Here is a 17,771-nt window from a genome sequence, read left to right as displayed (position 1 = left end):
GTCTAACGCAGTAAGGGAATAAAGATTTGCCCAAATATTTTTATCAGAAATAAATAGTAATTCATCATCGGTAGAAACGGCAAACCATTGCTTGTATTACATTCGTATCTAAAACCACAGGACATAGAACAAGGAATCATCAAGCTTTGTCAGCTTATGCACACGAATTTACAGGACATTCACCCATCGTAAGTACGGGTTGTTGTTCTTTGTTTACCTGTCAAATGATGTTATGATGAATAATGGATATCAATAATCGTCTACATAAAAATCGTGTGGGCATGAACAATACCTAACATGAAAGAGATGGAATAGTGGAATGAGTCATTTAATCGTACAAAATCTAACCAAAACGGTGGGCGATAAAACGCTTTTTCAAAATATTGAATTTACCATTTATGAAGGAGAGCGAGCAGGCTTAATCGGTATTAATGGAACGGGCAAATCAACCCTGTTATCCATTTTAGCTGGAGATATAGAAGCAGATATGATGACAGTCGATCGCCCGAATAAATACCGTGTTGCCTATTTGCCACAGGAGCCGACATTTAATGCTGGAGAAACGGTTTTACAGGCTGTCTTTGCAGGCGATTCACCGATTTTACAACTCAATCGCCAATATGAAGATACAGTAGCTGCACTAGCTGTCAACCCAACATCCGAAAGCTTACAAAAGACATTGTTTAGTCTGCAACAGCGCATGGATGAAGAGCAGGCATGGGATGTTAATGCCCTTGCGAAAACGGCATTAACGAAGCTAGGCATCGAAACATTCGATAAAGAGGTGTTAACGCTATCAGGTGGTCAGCAAAAACGAGTTGCCTTAGCCAAAGTGTTAATTGAGCCTGCAGATCTTTATTTATTGGATGAGCCTACCAACCATTTAGATGTGGAGTCAACGGAGTGGCTTCAAGAAATGGTGCTACGTCTAAAGGGTGCAGTCATTTTCATCACCCATGATCGTTATTTCCTCGATGAATTATCGACACATATTTACGAGCTTGCAGATCAAACGTTGTATCGTCATACAGGAAATTATGGTGATTATTTAGAGTCACGTGCTATTCGTGAGGAAATGAAGGCTGCCTCTGCGCAAAAGGATCGCAACCGTTATCGTTCAGAGTTGAAATGGATTCGTCGTGGTGCGAAGGCACGTTCAACTAAGCAAAAAGCGCGTATTCAACGCTTTGAAAAGCTGGAGGATAACCTAGAGCGCAAATCAGAGGATGTTTCATTGGAATTGGGCCTTGCAACTACACGCCTTGGTCGAAAAGTACTGGAGGCTGAAAATATTTCGAAAGCCTTCGGACAGCAAAAAATTCTTGAACACTTTTCATTTTTACTACAGCAGGGGGACCGAATCGGTATTATTGGTGCGAATGGTGTAGGAAAATCAACTTTATTGAACATGCTGGCAGGGGAGCTAACACCCGATCAAGGTGAAATTCTTGTAGGGTCAACAGTGAAGCTGGCACATTTCAAGCAAACATTGCCGAAAATGAATGAAAATGAGCGTATGATTGAATATATACGTGAGGCTTCTAATGATATTACCGATGCAGAGGGCGTTCGCTATTCAGCGGCTCAAATGTTAGAGCGCTTTTTATTCCCGCTGCACGCACATGGTACACCAATTGGAAAATTATCTGGTGGTGAGCGCAAACGTCTTCATTTATTACGTTTATTAATGGAGCAACCAAATGTTTTATTACTTGATGAGCCAACCAATGACCTGGATATTGAAACATTGGGTGTGTTAGAGGATTTCATTGAGCATTTCCCTGGCGTTGTCATCACGATTTCCCATGACCGTTTCTTCCTAGACCGGATTGCGAAAAAGTTATGGATATTGGATGGACAAGGACAGGTAGAGGAAACGCTGGATCTATACAGTGAGTATTTAGAGAAGCGCGAGCAGGCAGCTACTGTCAAAGCAGAGGCGCCAAAAGTCGAAAAGGCGAGGACCGAAAAGCCAAAATCAGACAAGAAAAAGCTATCGTTTAAAGAGCAAAAGGAATGGGAAACGATTGCAGATGACATTGAAAAGACGGAAACAGCCATTATGGAGACCGAAGACGGAATCGCGAATGCGGGCTCAGATTTTACAAAATTACAGGAATTAACAGCCAAGTTGGATGAGCTAAATGCTCACTATGAGCATCTGATTGAAAGATGGTCTTATTTAGATGAAATTGTCAACGGATAAGGAGCGATAGACATGAAGATTATTACAATTGAACCGACGCCAAGTCCCAATTCGATGAAGATTGTCGTTGATACAGAGCTACCGTTCGGGAAAAGCTATAATTTTACAAAGGATAATAAAGACGAGGCAACTGGCGAGGCTGCAGCCATTTTAGCTATTGAAGGGGTAAAGGGCGTTTACCACGTAGCCGATTTCTTTGCTGTTGAGCGTAATGCCAAATATGCATGGGAAGGTATTCTCGCAAGCATTCGTCAAGTGTTAGGGGAAGATGTACAAACACAAGATGAAACCGTTGTAGCCAATGAATTTTATGGTGAGGTTTATGTGCATGTACAGTTTTACAAGCAAGTGCCACTACAAGTAAAAGTTTTTGATAATCAGCGCGAACATCGTGTTAGCTGTGGTGACCGCTTTGTTGATGCCTTTAATCAAATTATTGAATCAGCAGTAGATGAAAACTATATTTTCCAACGCAAATGGATTGATTATGGTGTACGCTATGGCGAGCTTGAGGAAATAGCAGAAACAGTCAAGCAGGAGATCGATGTCACGTATTCTGCGGAGCGTGTAGCAGAAATTGTCACAGCTATTAATAATGATGATGAAAAAGCAGCTATTAAAACAGCTAAAATAAAAGTGACAGTGGAGCAGTTCAATCAACCAGAATGGGAGAAACGCTTCCAGTTGCTCGATCAAATGGCTGATCCAGAGCTAGATGATTTACCATTACTTGATTTAGCCTTACAGGATGAACAGATGTCCATTCGTCGACTAGCGACTGTCTACTTAGGCATGATTGAAGATGTGGCTGTTGTGCCTTATTTAGAAAGAGCCTTACAGGATAAAAGTGCAGCGGTACGTCGAACAGCAGGCGACTGTATGAGTGATCTTGGCCTTGTAGAATTTGAAGAAGCCATGCAGCAAGCCTTGCAAGATAAAAACAAATTGGTTCGCTGGCGTGCAGCGATGTATTTATATGAGGTCGGCACGGAGCAATCTTTACCAGCACTAAAAGCGGCTGAGGATGATAAAGAATTCGAAGTGAAATTACAAGTGAAAATGGCTATTGCTCGTATCGAACAAGGTGAGGAAGCAAAAGGCTCGGTCTGGAAGCAAATGACCGAATCCCGTCAACAATAAACAGGAAAAAACCAGCAGCTGCTGGTTTTTTTCGTTTTAGGAGGGGATAGGGTGGTTGTTCGCTCTCAAATAAAAGAAAAGGTCGCTCATAAGTAGCGTGAGGCTCAGCTCTAAAAGGAGAACAAGTCTTTCAAAAGTAGGATGCACCGACTTACTCACTATAAAATCAAGCACCCCAAAATCGAACCATAAACTCTTCTTCATTCAAAAAATCTATCAAAAATTCACGTAAAACAGAATAATTTGTCATTTTCTAGCGTTTTATTGCTAAACAAAAAGTTAAGGTCATTCTAGGAATCATTAACATATTGTCTAGTTTCATAGAGAAAGGACAATGATAAAATAACATAAATTCAGAATATTCTCTAAAAATAGGGGGCCTTTGCATGACAGTAACTAGTTTGAAAGCAACGAAATCGTATGTGCGTGATCGGGAGGCGGTCATTGCATTAACACAGAAGCTTGTGCGAATTGAAAGCGTTTACCGTGAGAACGATCCGAAGGGTAATGAGCAAGAGGTGGCAACTTTTGTAGCCTCTTATTTACGAGATATTGGCATCGAAACGCATGTAGAGGAAGTTGTGCCAGGGCGACCGAATGTCATTGGCATTATTGATTCGGGCAAGCCTGGGAAAACATTACTTTTCGAAGGACATACAGATGTCGTGACAGAGGGCAATCGAGAGGCTTGGGCTTATGATCCATTTGGAGCAGAGATTGTGGATGGGCGTATGTATGGCAGGGGAACGAATGATACAAAGGGGAATTTGGCTTGTATGATTACGGCTTGCCAGTCATTGCTACTAGATCGAGAGGAGTTTACTGGCAAGATTATTTTATGTATTCCTTATGATGAAGAGGGGCTAATGCTTGGCATTAAGCATTTTATTAAAAATGGCTGGGCTGATGGAGTGGATGGTGCAATTATCTGTGAGCCACAGGAAAATAATGTATGTATTGCACAGCGTGGGGCCATACGTTTACAAGTAGATATTTTCGGTAAAATGGCGCATGGTGCTATTTCGTGGAGCGGTATAAATCCAAACTGGCGCATGGCGCGTTTTATCGTAGAACTTGAAAAATTGGAAAAAGAGGAGCAAGCACGATTAGGGCGTGATCCGATGCTGAATTGGCCATCTATCACACCAACGATTTTACGTGCGCCGGTTAAAGGTGATGCACAAATCAATGTCATTCCAGATCATTGTATGACGACGCTCGACATCCGCACAGTGCCTGCTCAGGATCATGATGAGCTAGTAGGCAAAATCGAGGCCATTATTAAACGATTACAAGCAGATGACCCTGATTTTAAAGTCGAACTAACGGTGCTTGATAATCGGCCGGCTACTGCAACGGCTAAGGAAGATCCTGTGGTACAGGCTATTTATGAGGCGGTGGCAGAGGTGACGGAGAAGGAACCGAAATATAATGGTGTTCCGGGTGCGACAGATGGTACGTTTCTTCATGTTCATGGCATCCCGATTGTGACGGTCGGTGCTGGAGATCGCGAAATTCCTCATCAAATCAATGAATATGTAGAGCTTGAAGAATTAGCAGAAACAACGGCTATTTACCGTTTAGCAGCATTAAAATTTTTGGTGGGTGATGAACAATGACGTCAATAAAAATGGCCGTCATACCAGGGGATGGCATAGGAAAAGAGGTAATGCAGGAAGCATTAAAGGTGCTGACATGTTTGCAGGAACAGGACAGTTCCTTACACATTGAAACGACCATTTTTCCTTGGAGCTCTGATTATTATGTGCAGCACGGCTGTATGATGCCCGAGGATGCATTGGAAACACTTCAAACATATGATGCGATTTTATTTGGTGCAATTGGCGATGCTCGTGTGCCAGATGATGTCACGGTTTGGCAATTAATTATGCCTATTCGGAAACATTTCCAGCAGTATGTGAATTTCCGTCCTATTAAATCGTTGCCAGGGATAGCATCTCCTTTAACGAATGGTAAAGACATTGACTTTGTCATCTTCCGTGAAAATGCGGAGGGCGAATATTCGGATAGTGGTGGTCGACTGTATCAGCAGCAGCCACAGGAAATGACCATTCAAAATACCATTATGACGCGGATTGGCATTGAAAAAATTGTCCGAGCTGCCTGTAATTATGCCAAGCAACATGGTAAAACCAATATCACCAGTGCGACAAAATCGAATGCCATTATTCATTCGATGAAATTTTGGGATGAACAGACAAAAAAAACGGTGGCACAAAGCTCATCAGACCTACAGTTGAAATCCATTTATATTGATGCTTTGGTAGCCTATTTTGTCGAACGTCCACAGGATTTCGAGGTGGTTGTGGCGTCCAATTTATTCGGCGATATTTTATCCGATTTAGGCTCAGCTATTGTCGGGGGACTTGGTCTGTCTCCATCGGCAAACCTGAATCCAGAAAAGGATTTTCCATCGATGTTTGAGCCTGTTCATGGGTCTGCACCAGATATTGCAGGTAAGGGCATTGCTAACCCCATTGCACAAATTTGGTCGCTTGCCTTACTTCTTGGACATCAAGGTAGAAGCGATTTAGAACAGCTCATTGTTAAGGCGATTACAACAGTGCTACAGGAAGGTATCGTAAAGACAGCAGATATTGGTGGACAAGCGACAACGGCACAAATGGGCGATGCAATTTGTCAGGAAATCATTAATAGGACTTTAACAGCAGGAGGTGTTTAGGATGGCAATCGAGCAAAAGGTGGTCGTAGTTACAGGTGCAGGAGGCGGTATGGGAAAAGCGATTATTCAAGAGCAGCTAAAGCAGGGTAATCAGGTTGTAGGGCTTGATTTATCAATAGATGCACTATCAGATATCGCCCATGATTCATTACAATGTGTTGAAGTCAATGTATTGCAGGAGGAACGTGTTCAAAGCATTTGCCAACAGGTTTTTGACAAGTATGGCAGAATAGATGGCCTTGTCAATGCACTAGGAATTGCCCAGTCAGCGACACCGATTGAGCAGGTCACGATGGATGAGTGGAACCGTTTAATGGATGTCAATGTAAAAAGCTTGTTTATCACGACAAAAGCAGTTGTTCCTTTTATGAAAAAACAGCAAGGGGGCTCCATTATTACAATAGCCTCTATTTCTGCCGTGCGTCCTAGACCAGGCTTACAGGCTTATATTGCCTCAAAGGGGGCGGCAGAAAGCTTTACAAGAGGGCTTGCAATTGAACTTGCATCAAGCCAAATTCGCGTTAATACGATTCATCCAGGCCCAGCTGACACACAAATGCTTGGTCAATTTGCTGCACAGGATGCTGATATAGAGCAAACGAAGCAAAATGTGTTTGTGCAGTCTGTCCCACTTGGGCGCTTAGTACAGCCAGCGGATATAGCAGGGGCAGTCAGCTATTTATTGTCTGATGCGGCAAGTATGGTCACTGGAACGACATTGCATGTAGATGGTGGTCGTGGATTATAGGAGGGGTACGATGAGAAAAATTCCTATGTTAATTAATGGGGAGTGGGTTCATGGTGAAGAAGAGACACACCTAGAAGTTAAAAATCCCTCGACAGGGGAAGTGATTGCACAAATTAGCAATGCAAGTAAAGCGCATGTGGAACAAGCAGTACATTCAGCCCGTCTAGCGTTTGAAGGACAAGACTGGCGTCAATGGAAGGCCTATGAACGGGGGCAGTTATTAATTGAATTTGCCCATTATATTCGACAGCATGCAGAGGAATGGAGTTTACTAGAATGTCGAGACGTAGGAAAGCCCTTATCACAGGCAAGAGCAGATATTGAAGCAGCGGCTCGCTATTTTGAATTTTATGGTGGTGCAGCGGATAAGGTGATGGGGGATACCATTCCGATTGAGGATGGACTATTAAATGCGGTAGTGCTAGAGCCAGTTGGCATTACGGTACATATTGTGCCATGGAATTATCCGATTCAAATTACGGCAAGAAGTGTCGCAGCGGCTATAGCAACTGGTAATGCTGTGATTGTGAAAAGTGCAGAGGATACACCCCTGACAACACATGCCATCGCTGAATGGTTTGCCAATAAAGTGCCGAAAGGGATTTTCCAGCATATTACAGGATTGGGGCGAGAGGTTGGGCTCTATTTAACGTCACATCCCGATATTAATCATATTACGTTTACGGGTTCTGTGCCGACAGGGATAGCGGTGATGAAGGCAGCAGCAGAAAATGTTGTGCCTGTGACATTAGAGCTTGGAGGAAAATCGCCTAATATTGTGTTTGCAGATGCCGATATGGAGCAAGCATTAGAGGGGGTTGTACGTGCCATTATTCAAAATGCCGGTCAAACTTGCTCTGCAGGGGCACGTTTACTCATTGAAGAAAGTATTAAAGATACATTCATTGCACAACTAGCGCAAAAATTCCAAGCGATACAAGTTGGACCTGGGGAAGCGGATATGGATATGGGACCGCTATTAAATGAACGCCAATATACGAAAATCACGGCATTATTACAACAAGCAAAGACAGATGGCTATGTGATTACGGGTGGCGAACCAGTGACGATAAAAGGCTATGAAAAGGGCTTTTATGTACAGCCAACTATACTGGATGGCGTTGATCCAAATGATCCATTAGCGCAGGAAGAAATTTTCGGCCCTGTCTTAACCGTCCTGCCATTTTCCAGCGCAGACGAGGCCATTGCATTAGCCAATAGCACTGACTATGGCTTAGTCGCTGGTGTTTGGTCACAGCATATTGATACAGCTCATTATGTGGCAAGTCGCGTGCAGGCTGGACAAGTATTTATTAATAATTATGGGGCTGCAGGTGGCATTCAAATGCCATTTGGCGGCTATAAAAAAAGCGGAATTGGTCGAGAGAAGGGCTTTGTTGCACTGCGAAACTATACGCAAATGAAAAACATCGCTATACGCTATGCACCACCTAATCAACAGTGAGATGGAGGGACGCATATGGAACAGCCAAAAGAAAAAGAAGTGCTTTTAGAGGTCAATCAATTATCCATCCAATTCCAGTTGAAAAATGGCAAAGAGGCGAAGGTTGTTGAAGATGTAAACTTTACTATTCATAAAGGAGAAACCGTTGCACTGGTAGGTGAATCAGGAAGCGGCAAAAGTATCACCTCCTTAGCGATTATGCGTTTACTGCCCATACCACCAGGTGAAATTACAGCAGGTTCCATTGCCTTAAACGGTAAAAATCTACTCGCCTATAAACAGAAAGAGATGAGCCGTATTCGTGGTAATGAAATTAGTATGATTTTTCAAGAACCTATGACCTCTTTAGATCCCGTCTTTACGATTGGCAATCAAATGATTGAGGGCATTCGCAGACATCAAAAGGTATCGAGAAAAGAGGCATGGAAGAAAGCATTACTACTTTTACAGGAGGTAGGGATTGCCAATGCAGAAAAGGTGATTGCTGAATATCCTCATCAACTATCAGGGGGAATGCGGCAACGTGTCATGATTGCTATTGCGATGTCTAATAATCCGCAGCTATTGATTGCAGATGAACCAACCACAGCACTGGATGTGACGGTACAGGCACAAATTTTAAAGCTGATGCTGAAAATGAAGAAAGAGCATCAGTCGGCCATTTTATTTATTACACATGATATGAGTGTTGTTGCAGAAACAGCCGATCGTGTCATGGTGATGTATGCAGGGCAAATTGTCGAGGAAGCTCCAGTGAGAGAGCTCTTTTTAAATCCGCAGCATCCTTATACAACTGCTCTCTTAAAAACGATGCCTAGCCTTGATTCAGATGTCAAAAGGCTGCCGTCGATCCCTGGCACCGTACCACCAGCGTATGCATTGCCTGGTGGCTGTCGCTTTGCCCCACGCTGTCCACATGCGATGGCACATTGCCATGTGGAGCAACCGGCTATCCATTACATTCAAGAGGCACATAAAGTACGCTGTCATTTATTCACAGAGAAAGGGGAGCTGGCTCATGATGGAGAAAGAAGTTTTGCTGGAAATTAATCATTTAAAAGCCTACTTTCCTGTGAAACGCAAATCGATGAAGGAAGAAAAAAAGGTCATCAAGGCGGTTGACGATATTTCAATAGAGATTTTTAGAGGAGAAACATTGGGCATTGTAGGAGAATCAGGCTCAGGCAAATCAACCTTTGGGCGAACGATTTTAAAGCTCGTTGAACCAACAGCAGGGGAAGTATTGTATAAAGGGCAGCCAATCCAGCATTTAAAGGGCAGTAAGCTACAAAGTTATCGCAATCAAATGCAAATGATTTTTCAAGATCCCTTTTCCTCCCTTAATCCTCGGATGCGGGTAGGCTCTATTATCGAGGAACCGATGAAACTGCAATTAACATTGACGAAGGAACAACGAAAAGAGCGTGTGAAGGAGCTCTTACAAAAGGTAGGGCTACCTGAGGATGCCATGCATAAGTTTCCGCATGAATTTTCTGGTGGGCAGCGACAACGAATTGGTATTGCCCGAGCATTAGCGATACACCCAGAATTCATTATTGCTGATGAGCCGGTATCTGCTCTGGATGTGTCGGTGCAATCGCAAGTTCTTAATCTCATGATGGATTTACAAGATGAATTTCAATTAACCTATTTATTTATTTCACATGACTTAAGTGTTGTGAAGCATATTAGTGACCGTGTGGCAGTGCTGTATTTAGGAAGAGTTGTGGAGATTGGGACAAAGAAGGAGCTCTATGCCAATCCATTACATCCCTACACACAAGCATTGCTATCTGCTATACCAGTCGTTAATTTTGATGAGCCGAAACAAGAAATACTTTTACAAGGTGAATTACCAAGTCCAATGAATCCACCTGTTGGCTGTGTCTTTCATACCCGTTGTCCATTTGTGATGGAAAGATGTCATCAGGAAAGACCGATGCTTCAACATGAAAATGACCATCAACGAGTGGCTTGCTTTTTATATGATAAATAATCAGAAAATTAAATTTATTCTAGAGTGGAGGTGTTGCAGATGTTTGGCAATATAACGGATGTGCCAGGTGTCAAAGTCGGACATCGTGAAAATAAGGAAGGGATTACGGGCTGCACGGTGCTATTAGTAGAAAGTGGGGCGGTGTGTGGAGTGGATGTTCGAGGCTCTGCACCAGGCACTCGTGAAACAGATGCATTAGACCCTATTAATGAAATTGATCGAGTCCACGCCATCTGTTTAGCTGGGGGCAGCGCCTTCGGATTAGATGCTGCCACAGGTGTCATGCAATTTTTAGCCGAGCAAGGAATTGGTGTCGATGCAGGTGTGGCAAAAATACCGATTGTGCCGAGTGCTGTTCTCTTTGACTTATTTATCGGTGATCCCCATGCTCGACCTACTGCGCAAATGGGCTATGAAGCGGCACAAGCAGCACAAGTTGGCCCATTTACCAATGGCAATATAGGTGCTGGCTATGGCGCAACTATTGGCAAACTAGCAGGACCTAATTTTGCGATGAAGGGTGGGCTTGGTAGTGCTTCCTATGCGGGGAAAGATGGTCTCGTAGCAGGAGCCATCGTGGCAGTGAATGCCGTGGGAGATGTCAAGGACCCTGCTACACGGCAAATTTTAGCAGGAGCCAGAGATGCGCATTCTGGTCAGTGGGTGGATTGCTGTGCCTATTTAGAGCAGCATGCACAATCAGAGGCATTAGCTGGCACTAATACAACGATCGGTGTGGTAGCAGTGAATGCCAAGTTAACGAAGGCAGAGGCTAAAAAAATTGCACAGCTTACGCAAAATGCTTTAGCACGAACGATTTATCCCGTTCATACCATGCTGGATGGCGATACGATTTTTGTGCTAGGGACAGGCGATCAACCTTATGCACTTGATTATCTAGGACATTTAGCAACAAAGGTAATGGAGGAAGCTATTCTCGCTGGCATTAAAGGCGCTGATAAATTGGCAGATGTTGAAAGCTATACAAGCATTCAAAGATAGGCATATGGGAAAAGGGGGAACGACTATGCAATGGAAAAAAAGAGGACTGATGCTCGTGACATTGTTATTAGCAATTATCATGACAGCATGTTCAGGTGATGGAAAGAAAAATACGACAGGTTCAAGTTCTACAGATGGTCAAACAGTAGCCGATGTTCCACAGGAAATCGTTGTACGTGTCAATGACGATCCAGATTTTTTAGATCCACATAAGGCTACAGCGTCTATTTCCTATCAAATGATACTTAATCTGTTTGAAGGGCTTATGGCACCTGAAACGGATGGTTCCTTGAAAGAGGGGCTTGCAGAGAGCTACGACATCTCGGAGGATGGTTTAACGTATACGTTTAAAATACGCCAAGGTGTGAAGTTTCATAATGGTGATGATTTAACGATGGAGGATATCCAATATTCCTTTGACCGTTTAATGGGGAAAAATGGTGGGGAGAAAATGTCTAATAACTTTGATAATGTAGCATCTACAGAGGCACCTGATGCGACTACATTTATTATCAAGTTAAAAGAGCCGAACTCTAATTTCTTGTATTCATTAACAGCAAGACAATCAGCTATTATTCCTAAAAGTAATGATGGTAAGCATAATGAAAACCCAATTGGGACAGGACCATTTGCCTTTGTAAAATACGCACCTGGCACCAATTTAGAGCTCAAGAAAAATGAGCAGTATTGGCAGGAAGGATTGCCTTATTTGAATAAAGTAACCTTTGCCTTCCAATCAGATGATCAGGCAGCCATTATGAGCTTGATGGCGAATGAGGTAGATTTAACGAGTGTTCCTTGGCATCGTGTTGGTGAGGTAGAGGGTAGCTATAATTTATCCCATCAAAATAATAACTCATCATTAATCGTTACTTTTAACGAAACAAAGGCACCTTTTGATAATGTGAAGGTTCGTCAAGCGATCAATTACGCCATTAGTAAATCCGATATTATTGATTCTGTATTTGCGGGCTATGCTGTTCCTCTTGGATCTAATATGAGTCCAGCAATGGGAGACTTCCAAAAGAAGGGCTTAGAAAGCATGTATGAGCGAGATGTGGAAAAAGCGAAAGCCTTATTAGCGGAAGCGGGTTATCCTGATGGCTTTAAAACAAAAATAACGGTGTCTTCACATAATGATATTTACTCAAATATTGCCCAAATTGTAGTGGCTAATTTGCAGGAAATTGGCATTGATGTAGAAATTGAAGTAGTTGAATGGGGTATCTGGCTAGATCGTGTGTACTTTGGTCGCGACTATGAGATGACAACGATTGATTTAACAGGTCGTGCATCTGCCTTTGAAATTTTGAATGACTATATCTCCACAAATGATAGTGAAAACTTCTTCCTGTTTAAAAACGAAGAATACGACAAAATTATGGCTGATGTCTTGAAGGAAACTGATCAAGCTAAACAAATCGACTACTACCATCGTGCACAGGAAATTTTAGCAGAGCAAGCTACTGCGGTTTACATTGCTGATTATCAAATCGTGTGGGGTACTGACAAACAAGTGACGGGGCTTAAGAGTTATCCATTCTGGTTCCATGATATGTCTGAGGTTAAGTTTTCAAACTAGAAAGGGATGAATGCTTATGATGTATATCCTACGTCGAATCATCCTGTTAATAATCACCATCCTTCTAGTATCCATCATTACATTTGGCGTTTTTCAAATATTACCTGGTGATCCGGTTCGCACGATGTTAGGGACGGAGGCGGATCCCACACAAATTGAAAATTTACGATCTGAGCTCGGCTTGGATCGTCCTCTTTATGAACAATATGTAGATTGGATGAAGGGCTTATTGACAGGGCAATTAGGGAATTCCATTCGATTTTCCATGCCAGTAAAAGAATTATTATTTGATCGACTTCCTGTCACCATGTCATTAGCAGGGCTTACCCTTATTATGGTCTTAATCATTTCCTTACCTTTAGGGATGTTTGCTGCAAGAAGACAAAATAAATTAAGTGATGTGTCATTATCCACTATGACGCAAATTGGGATGGCAGTACCATCCTTTTGGCTAGGGATGATGCTTATTCTTTACATTGGCTTACAGTTTAGCTTCTTTAAAATTAGTGGCTATATTCCTTGGACCCAAAGTATAGCAGGAGCACTTAGCACGCTTATTCTTCCAGCTTTAACGATTGCCATTCCACAAATTGCGGTGAATTTCCGTTATGTCCGTACAGCTATTCTAGAACAAGTCCAACTCGATTATGTCCGTACAATTCGCAGTAAAGGGATGTCTGAACAAAATGTAATGTATAAGCATGTATTAAAAAATTCGATGATCCCGATTTTAACGGTTTTTGGTTTGATCATGGCAGAGGTAGTAGCAGGAACGATTATTGTGGAGCAGGTGTTTTCCTTGCCAGGTATCGGTCAGCTACTAATTACGGCTATTAGTAATCGTGATTTTCCACTTGTGCAGGGGATTGTCATGTATATTACAGTAGCTGTCGTCATGATTAATTTTATCGTTGATGTTTTATATTCTGTGTTGGACCCTAGAATTCGATTACGTTAAGAGGTGGCTATCATGAAACAACTACAGCGCTATACTAAAAAAATCAATTTAGTCATTGGTCTCCTCGTTATTGTCGGCTTTTTGCTCGTCATGCTTGTTAGTTTCTTTTATACACCACATGATGTCAATGCGATGAATATACCTGAAAAATTGCGTGGACCTGGTGGTGCCTATATGTTTGGAACAGATGAATTCGGGCGTGATATTTTTAGCCGCATTATGAAGGGGACACAAACAGCCTTTGCTGTGGGTCTATTAACCGTGGCAATTGGAACGGTGTTTGGCATTCTTATCGGTGGTATTGCGGGCTATATTGGTGGCTGGATCGATGAAATCTTTATGCGGACGATGGACGCTTTAATGGCTTTTCCAGGCATTATTTTAGCCTTAATGCTTGTAGCAGTATTCGGTCCGGGGATTATGAATACAGCTATAGCGCTTGGCATTATCGCTATTCCAGCTATTGCAAGGATTGCACGTAGTGGCTTTGTGCAGCAACGTGACTCGGAATATGTATTGGCAGCGAAATTAATCGGGGTCAAGCCTTATAGCATTATGTTCCGCCATATTTTACCGAACATTTCGTCGCAAATTATTGTGGCTGCAACCGTGACATTTGCGACAGCGATGTTAGCCGAGGCAGCACTAAGCTATTTAGGGCTTGGAGTACAACCACCAAACCCTAGCTGGGGCAGAATGTTAAAAGATTCACAAGCCTATTTAATCGGTGCCCCTTGGTATACGTATGCACCAGGAGGAGCCATTACCATTCTTGTTCTTGGTTTATATATGCTCAGTAATGCTTTACGAGATTTTATGGACCCACGTTCAAAATCGTAATAGGTCAGGTGCTGTTTTTTGCAACAGTTCATATGCCTTAACAGCCATTTCAATATTGAGGCGATGGGGAGCTTGTAAAAAATCAGCACCTAATATACTTTCTAGCCGTTCAATTCGTTTATAGAGTGTTTGACGGACGATAAACAGCTGTTCTGCCGTATCATTTTTAGCCCCGTTACAGGCCAAATAAACAGCTAATGTTTGAAATAAATCAAGGCTACTTTTTTGATCTAATAACAATATCTCTTGTAAATAATCTTTCACAAATTGTAGGAGAGCTGTCTGATCCTGCTGTAATAATAATCGATAAACACCTAGATCCTTATAGTAGATGGAGCTAGCCAATTGTTGATGCTGCATTTGAATGGCCGATTTAGCCTCTTTATAGCCAAGATGAACACTTTCAATCGACTGATAGACATTGCTAATGCCACAGCTAAGGATAAGCTGCTCAAAAAACTGTGCTGCTTTTCTTGCTATAATCTGTGAAATGGCTTGATCGAAGGAATCACGATTGTCTTTCATATAATCTGCGGCAATAAAAAAGGCTAAAATAATAATCTCATGCTGTCGTACCGAAACAGTAGGGAAAAATCCGAGCTTTTTTAAAATTGAGCGAATATACATGGCATTTTGGAGCTGTATTTCCTGCCACTCTTCTTCAGACACTGTATTCGCTTTATCATGAAGATTGAATACGACGACCCGGTAAAATAAATTACGACTCTCGATTGGCAAATAGCTTTGATAGTATGGTATATCAACGGGCTGTCCTTGAATTAAGGCAAGGATAAATTCATCCTCACGGCTTTGCTGTCGCTCCTGCAGCATGCGATTACGCATTAAAATATGGGCTATCGACATCGTAGCCCGTTCTAGATTCAACAAGGTGTAATCACTCGGCTTTGGCAGTCCAGAATACATACATAAATAGCCCCAAACTTGTCCAAGCCCATTCACAGGAATGATGACAAAATGATCCTTATCAATGGATAAAAGGTGCAGAGGCTCTTGTATTTCTAACTGCTGACAATGCTCCTCCATAACACGCAAGTATTTTTTAGCCTCCACAGGATAATAAAAGCTTTTTGTATCTTCTGAGACAAATAAAAAAGGCGCATCCGTATCTTGGTGGAGAACTTGTAATATTTTTAAAATTCCATTTGGCATTAACGATAATTCCATAAATGTTTTGGAGAGGGTATCTAGCTGTGTTAGTGCCTGCTGGTGTTGATTAATTATGTACGTATGTAAATCTTGCGTAATATCGATAAATCGTACAATGTCTTCAAAAATAATAATTGGGAAATGATGGGCGTTCGCCATGGCAATCAATTCTACAGGGACATGATCGAAATAGTCTCCAATTTCTATACAAAGACCAGCAGCTTCATTGCGAATAAGGTTTTGTAAGTAGGCGATTTGTGTTTCACGTTCGAGCTGTAAACCAACACCAGTAGTTAAAATCAATTCACCACCATTAATTAATGTATCAAAATCTTTGATTTCTAATATATGTGTCCACAAAACTTGGCGATCAAGACCATGCTGCCCAGCGATAAGCTTCGCCGATTCAAAATGCTTGCGCTTGAGGACATCACGTACGAGTAGAGGATGTTTCGCCATCAATTAGCACCTGCCCTTCGAATGTACAATGTCTATTTCATTATGTTAGAGAAATCAGAAAATTTCAATATTAACTAGTTTAATAGGGAAAATGGTGATAGATAAAAAGACATCGATGATCACGATTGGAGGTCATGATATGGAGCAGAACGATCAATTCACACATGATTTACAGCAAAAAGACCATGAAAATGATTGGCATCATATGTCTATGTACAATGACAATGCGCCCCCTATTATTGAACAGGGAGAAGGAGCATGGATTACCGATAGTTTAGGCAACCGCTTTTTAGATGGCATGTCAGGCTTATGGGCAGTGAACGTAGGCTATGGCCGTGAGCGTCTTGCTAAAGTTGCGTATGAGCAACTGAAAAAGCTATGCTATGCCCCTTTAACCCAAAGTCATGAACCGGCCATCAGACTCGCTGAAAAAATGAACAGCTTACTAGAAGATGACTATATGATGTTTTATTCCAATAGCAGTTCGGACGCGAATGAAGTGGCCTTTAAGCTAATACGTCAATACCATCAACAAAATGGGGAAGGAACTCGTTATAAAATCATTGCTCGTTATCGAGGTTATCATGGCAGTTCACTGGGGGCATTGGCAGCCACAGGACAGGCCTTACGTAAATATAAATATGAACCCTTAACACCAGGCTTTTTGCATGTTGCCCCACCTGATCATTATCGTCGACCAAAAGGGCAGCCCGTGGAGGTGTATAGTTTAGCATGTGCTCGTGAAATCGAGGAAAAGATCATTTGGGAGCAAAAAGAAACAATAGCAGCCGTTATTATGGAGCCACTGATTACTGGTGATGGCGTTCTTATTCCACATCCTACTTATGTTAAGGAAGTCGAGCGCATTTGTAGACGACATGGGGTATTACTTATCATTGATGAAGTCATATGTGGCTTTGGACGAACAGGGATGCTATTTGGTCATCAGCATTTTGACATTCGACCAGATGTCATTACTATGGGAAAGGGGTTAACAAGTGCCTACCTACCGTTATCCATCACGGCTGTACGCAAAGACATTTATGAAAAATTTAAAGAGATGGACGGCTATAGTCATTTTCGGCATATTAATACGTTTGGTGGTAATCCAGCAGCCTGTGCAGTGGCTTTAGAAAATATAAAAATCATAGAAGAAGAAGGGCTCGTACAGCGCGCAAGAGATTTGGGTATACAATTGCTACATGATTTGCAAGACTTATTGGAGCTACCCTTTGTTGGAGATATACGAGGGCTTGGGTTGCTCATAGGCATCGAGCTTGTCGAAGATAAACCATCACAAGCACCCGCAAAGCCAGAGCGAATAGCGAAAATTATAGCTGATTGTCAAGCAAACGGGTTAATTGTTGGGAGAAATGGCGAAACAGTAGAGGGCTATCATCATATCATTATATTAAGTCCGCCACTTTGCTGTACTGATGAAGATCTTGATTTTATGGTAGCCGTGTTAAAAAGAGTATTGGCAGCCAATGTTTAGTACGTGGCG

The 17,771-nt window shown here is 42.2% G+C and carries 14 protein-coding genes; 13 read left to right on the top strand and 1 reads right to left on the bottom strand.

Annotated features, from left to right (window positions below; genetic code table 11):
• Positions 1-319 precede the first annotated feature (319 nt).
• From CRI88_RS15715 to CRI88_RS15660, 12 genes are all read left to right on the top strand, one after another.
• Positions 320-2,206, top strand: a complete 1,887-nt coding sequence (locus CRI88_RS15715) for an ABC-F family ATP-binding cassette domain-containing protein (RefSeq protein ID WP_101966831.1) — start codon at positions 320-322, stop codon at positions 2,204-2,206.
• A gap of 12 nt (positions 2,207-2,218) precedes the next feature.
• Positions 2,219-3,346 carry a conserved virulence factor C family protein gene (locus CRI88_RS15710; RefSeq protein ID WP_101966830.1) on the top strand — a complete coding sequence of 376 codons (1,128 nt, stop codon included), beginning with the start codon at positions 2,219-2,221 and terminating at the stop codon, positions 3,344-3,346.
• A gap of 386 nt (positions 3,347-3,732) precedes the next feature.
• Positions 3,733-4,965: a M20 family metallopeptidase gene (locus CRI88_RS15705; RefSeq protein WP_101966829.1), complete on the top strand. Its 1,233-nt coding sequence runs from the start codon at positions 3,733-3,735 to the stop codon at positions 4,963-4,965.
• Entirely contained in the window at positions 4,962-6,050 is a 1,089-nt protein-coding gene (locus tag CRI88_RS15700; RefSeq protein ID WP_101966828.1) for a tartrate dehydrogenase, read from the top strand. The genes CRI88_RS15705 and CRI88_RS15700 overlap by 4 nt, the downstream gene beginning before the upstream one ends.
• A 1-nt stretch (position 6,051) precedes the next feature.
• Positions 6,052-6,798: an SDR family NAD(P)-dependent oxidoreductase gene (locus CRI88_RS15695; RefSeq protein WP_036127354.1), complete on the top strand. Its 747-nt coding sequence runs from the start codon at positions 6,052-6,054 to the stop codon at positions 6,796-6,798.
• A 10-nt stretch (positions 6,799-6,808) separates the two neighbouring features.
• Positions 6,809-8,263: an aldehyde dehydrogenase family protein gene (locus CRI88_RS15690; RefSeq protein ID WP_089932518.1), complete on the top strand. Its 1,455-nt coding sequence runs from the start codon at positions 6,809-6,811 to the stop codon at positions 8,261-8,263.
• A gap of 15 nt (positions 8,264-8,278) precedes the next feature.
• A complete protein-coding gene (locus CRI88_RS15685; RefSeq protein ID WP_089932516.1) occupies positions 8,279-9,313 on the top strand; it encodes an ABC transporter ATP-binding protein in 1,035 nt (344 codons plus the stop codon).
• Positions 9,282-10,259 carry an ABC transporter ATP-binding protein gene (locus tag CRI88_RS15680; RefSeq protein WP_089932514.1) on the top strand — a complete coding sequence of 326 codons (978 nt, stop codon included), beginning with the start codon at positions 9,282-9,284 and terminating at the stop codon, positions 10,257-10,259. Before CRI88_RS15685 ends, CRI88_RS15680 begins: the two co-directional genes overlap by 32 nt.
• A 39-nt stretch (positions 10,260-10,298) precedes the next feature.
• The gene (locus CRI88_RS15675) at positions 10,299-11,261 is read left to right on the top strand and encodes a P1 family peptidase (protein WP_089932512.1); all 963 of its coding nucleotides are present in this window, start codon (positions 10,299-10,301) and stop codon (positions 11,259-11,261) included.
• Between the two features lie 25 nt (positions 11,262-11,286).
• The gene (locus CRI88_RS15670; RefSeq protein ID WP_089932510.1) at positions 11,287-12,843 is read left to right on the top strand and encodes an ABC transporter substrate-binding protein; all 1,557 of its coding nucleotides are present in this window, start codon (positions 11,287-11,289) and stop codon (positions 12,841-12,843) included.
• A 16-nt stretch (positions 12,844-12,859) separates the two neighbouring features.
• Complete coding sequence (locus CRI88_RS15665; RefSeq protein ID WP_036123050.1) at positions 12,860-13,801, top strand: ABC transporter permease; 942 nt, start codon at positions 12,860-12,862, stop codon at positions 13,799-13,801.
• 12 nt (positions 13,802-13,813) lie between these two features.
• Complete coding sequence (locus CRI88_RS15660) at positions 13,814-14,641, top strand: ABC transporter permease (RefSeq protein ID WP_089932508.1); 828 nt, start codon at positions 13,814-13,816, stop codon at positions 14,639-14,641.
• On the opposite strand, the gene CRI88_RS15655 is transcribed toward CRI88_RS15660, so the two are convergent.
• Positions 14,630-16,267, bottom strand: coding sequence for a PucR family transcriptional regulator (locus CRI88_RS15655; protein WP_089932506.1), 1,638 nt, complete (start codon positions 16,265-16,267; stop codon positions 14,630-14,632). The two genes, CRI88_RS15660 and CRI88_RS15655, sit on opposite strands and share 12 nt — an antisense overlap.
• Positions 16,268-16,406: 139 nt before the next feature.
• On the opposite strand from CRI88_RS15655, the gene CRI88_RS15650 reads away from it, so the two are divergent.
• Positions 16,407-17,762: an aspartate aminotransferase family protein gene (locus CRI88_RS15650; RefSeq protein ID WP_058844700.1), complete on the top strand. Its 1,356-nt coding sequence runs from the start codon at positions 16,407-16,409 to the stop codon at positions 17,760-17,762.
• Positions 17,763-17,771: the final 9 nt, after the last annotated feature.

The sequence above is a fragment of the Lysinibacillus fusiformis genome (genome assembly GCF_002845985.1).
Lineage (GTDB): Bacteria > Bacillota > Bacilli > Bacillales_A > Planococcaceae > Lysinibacillus > Lysinibacillus fusiformis_D.
The sequence above is the reverse complement of the archived record's forward strand: the minus strand, read 5'-3'. Positions and strand labels throughout refer to the sequence as shown.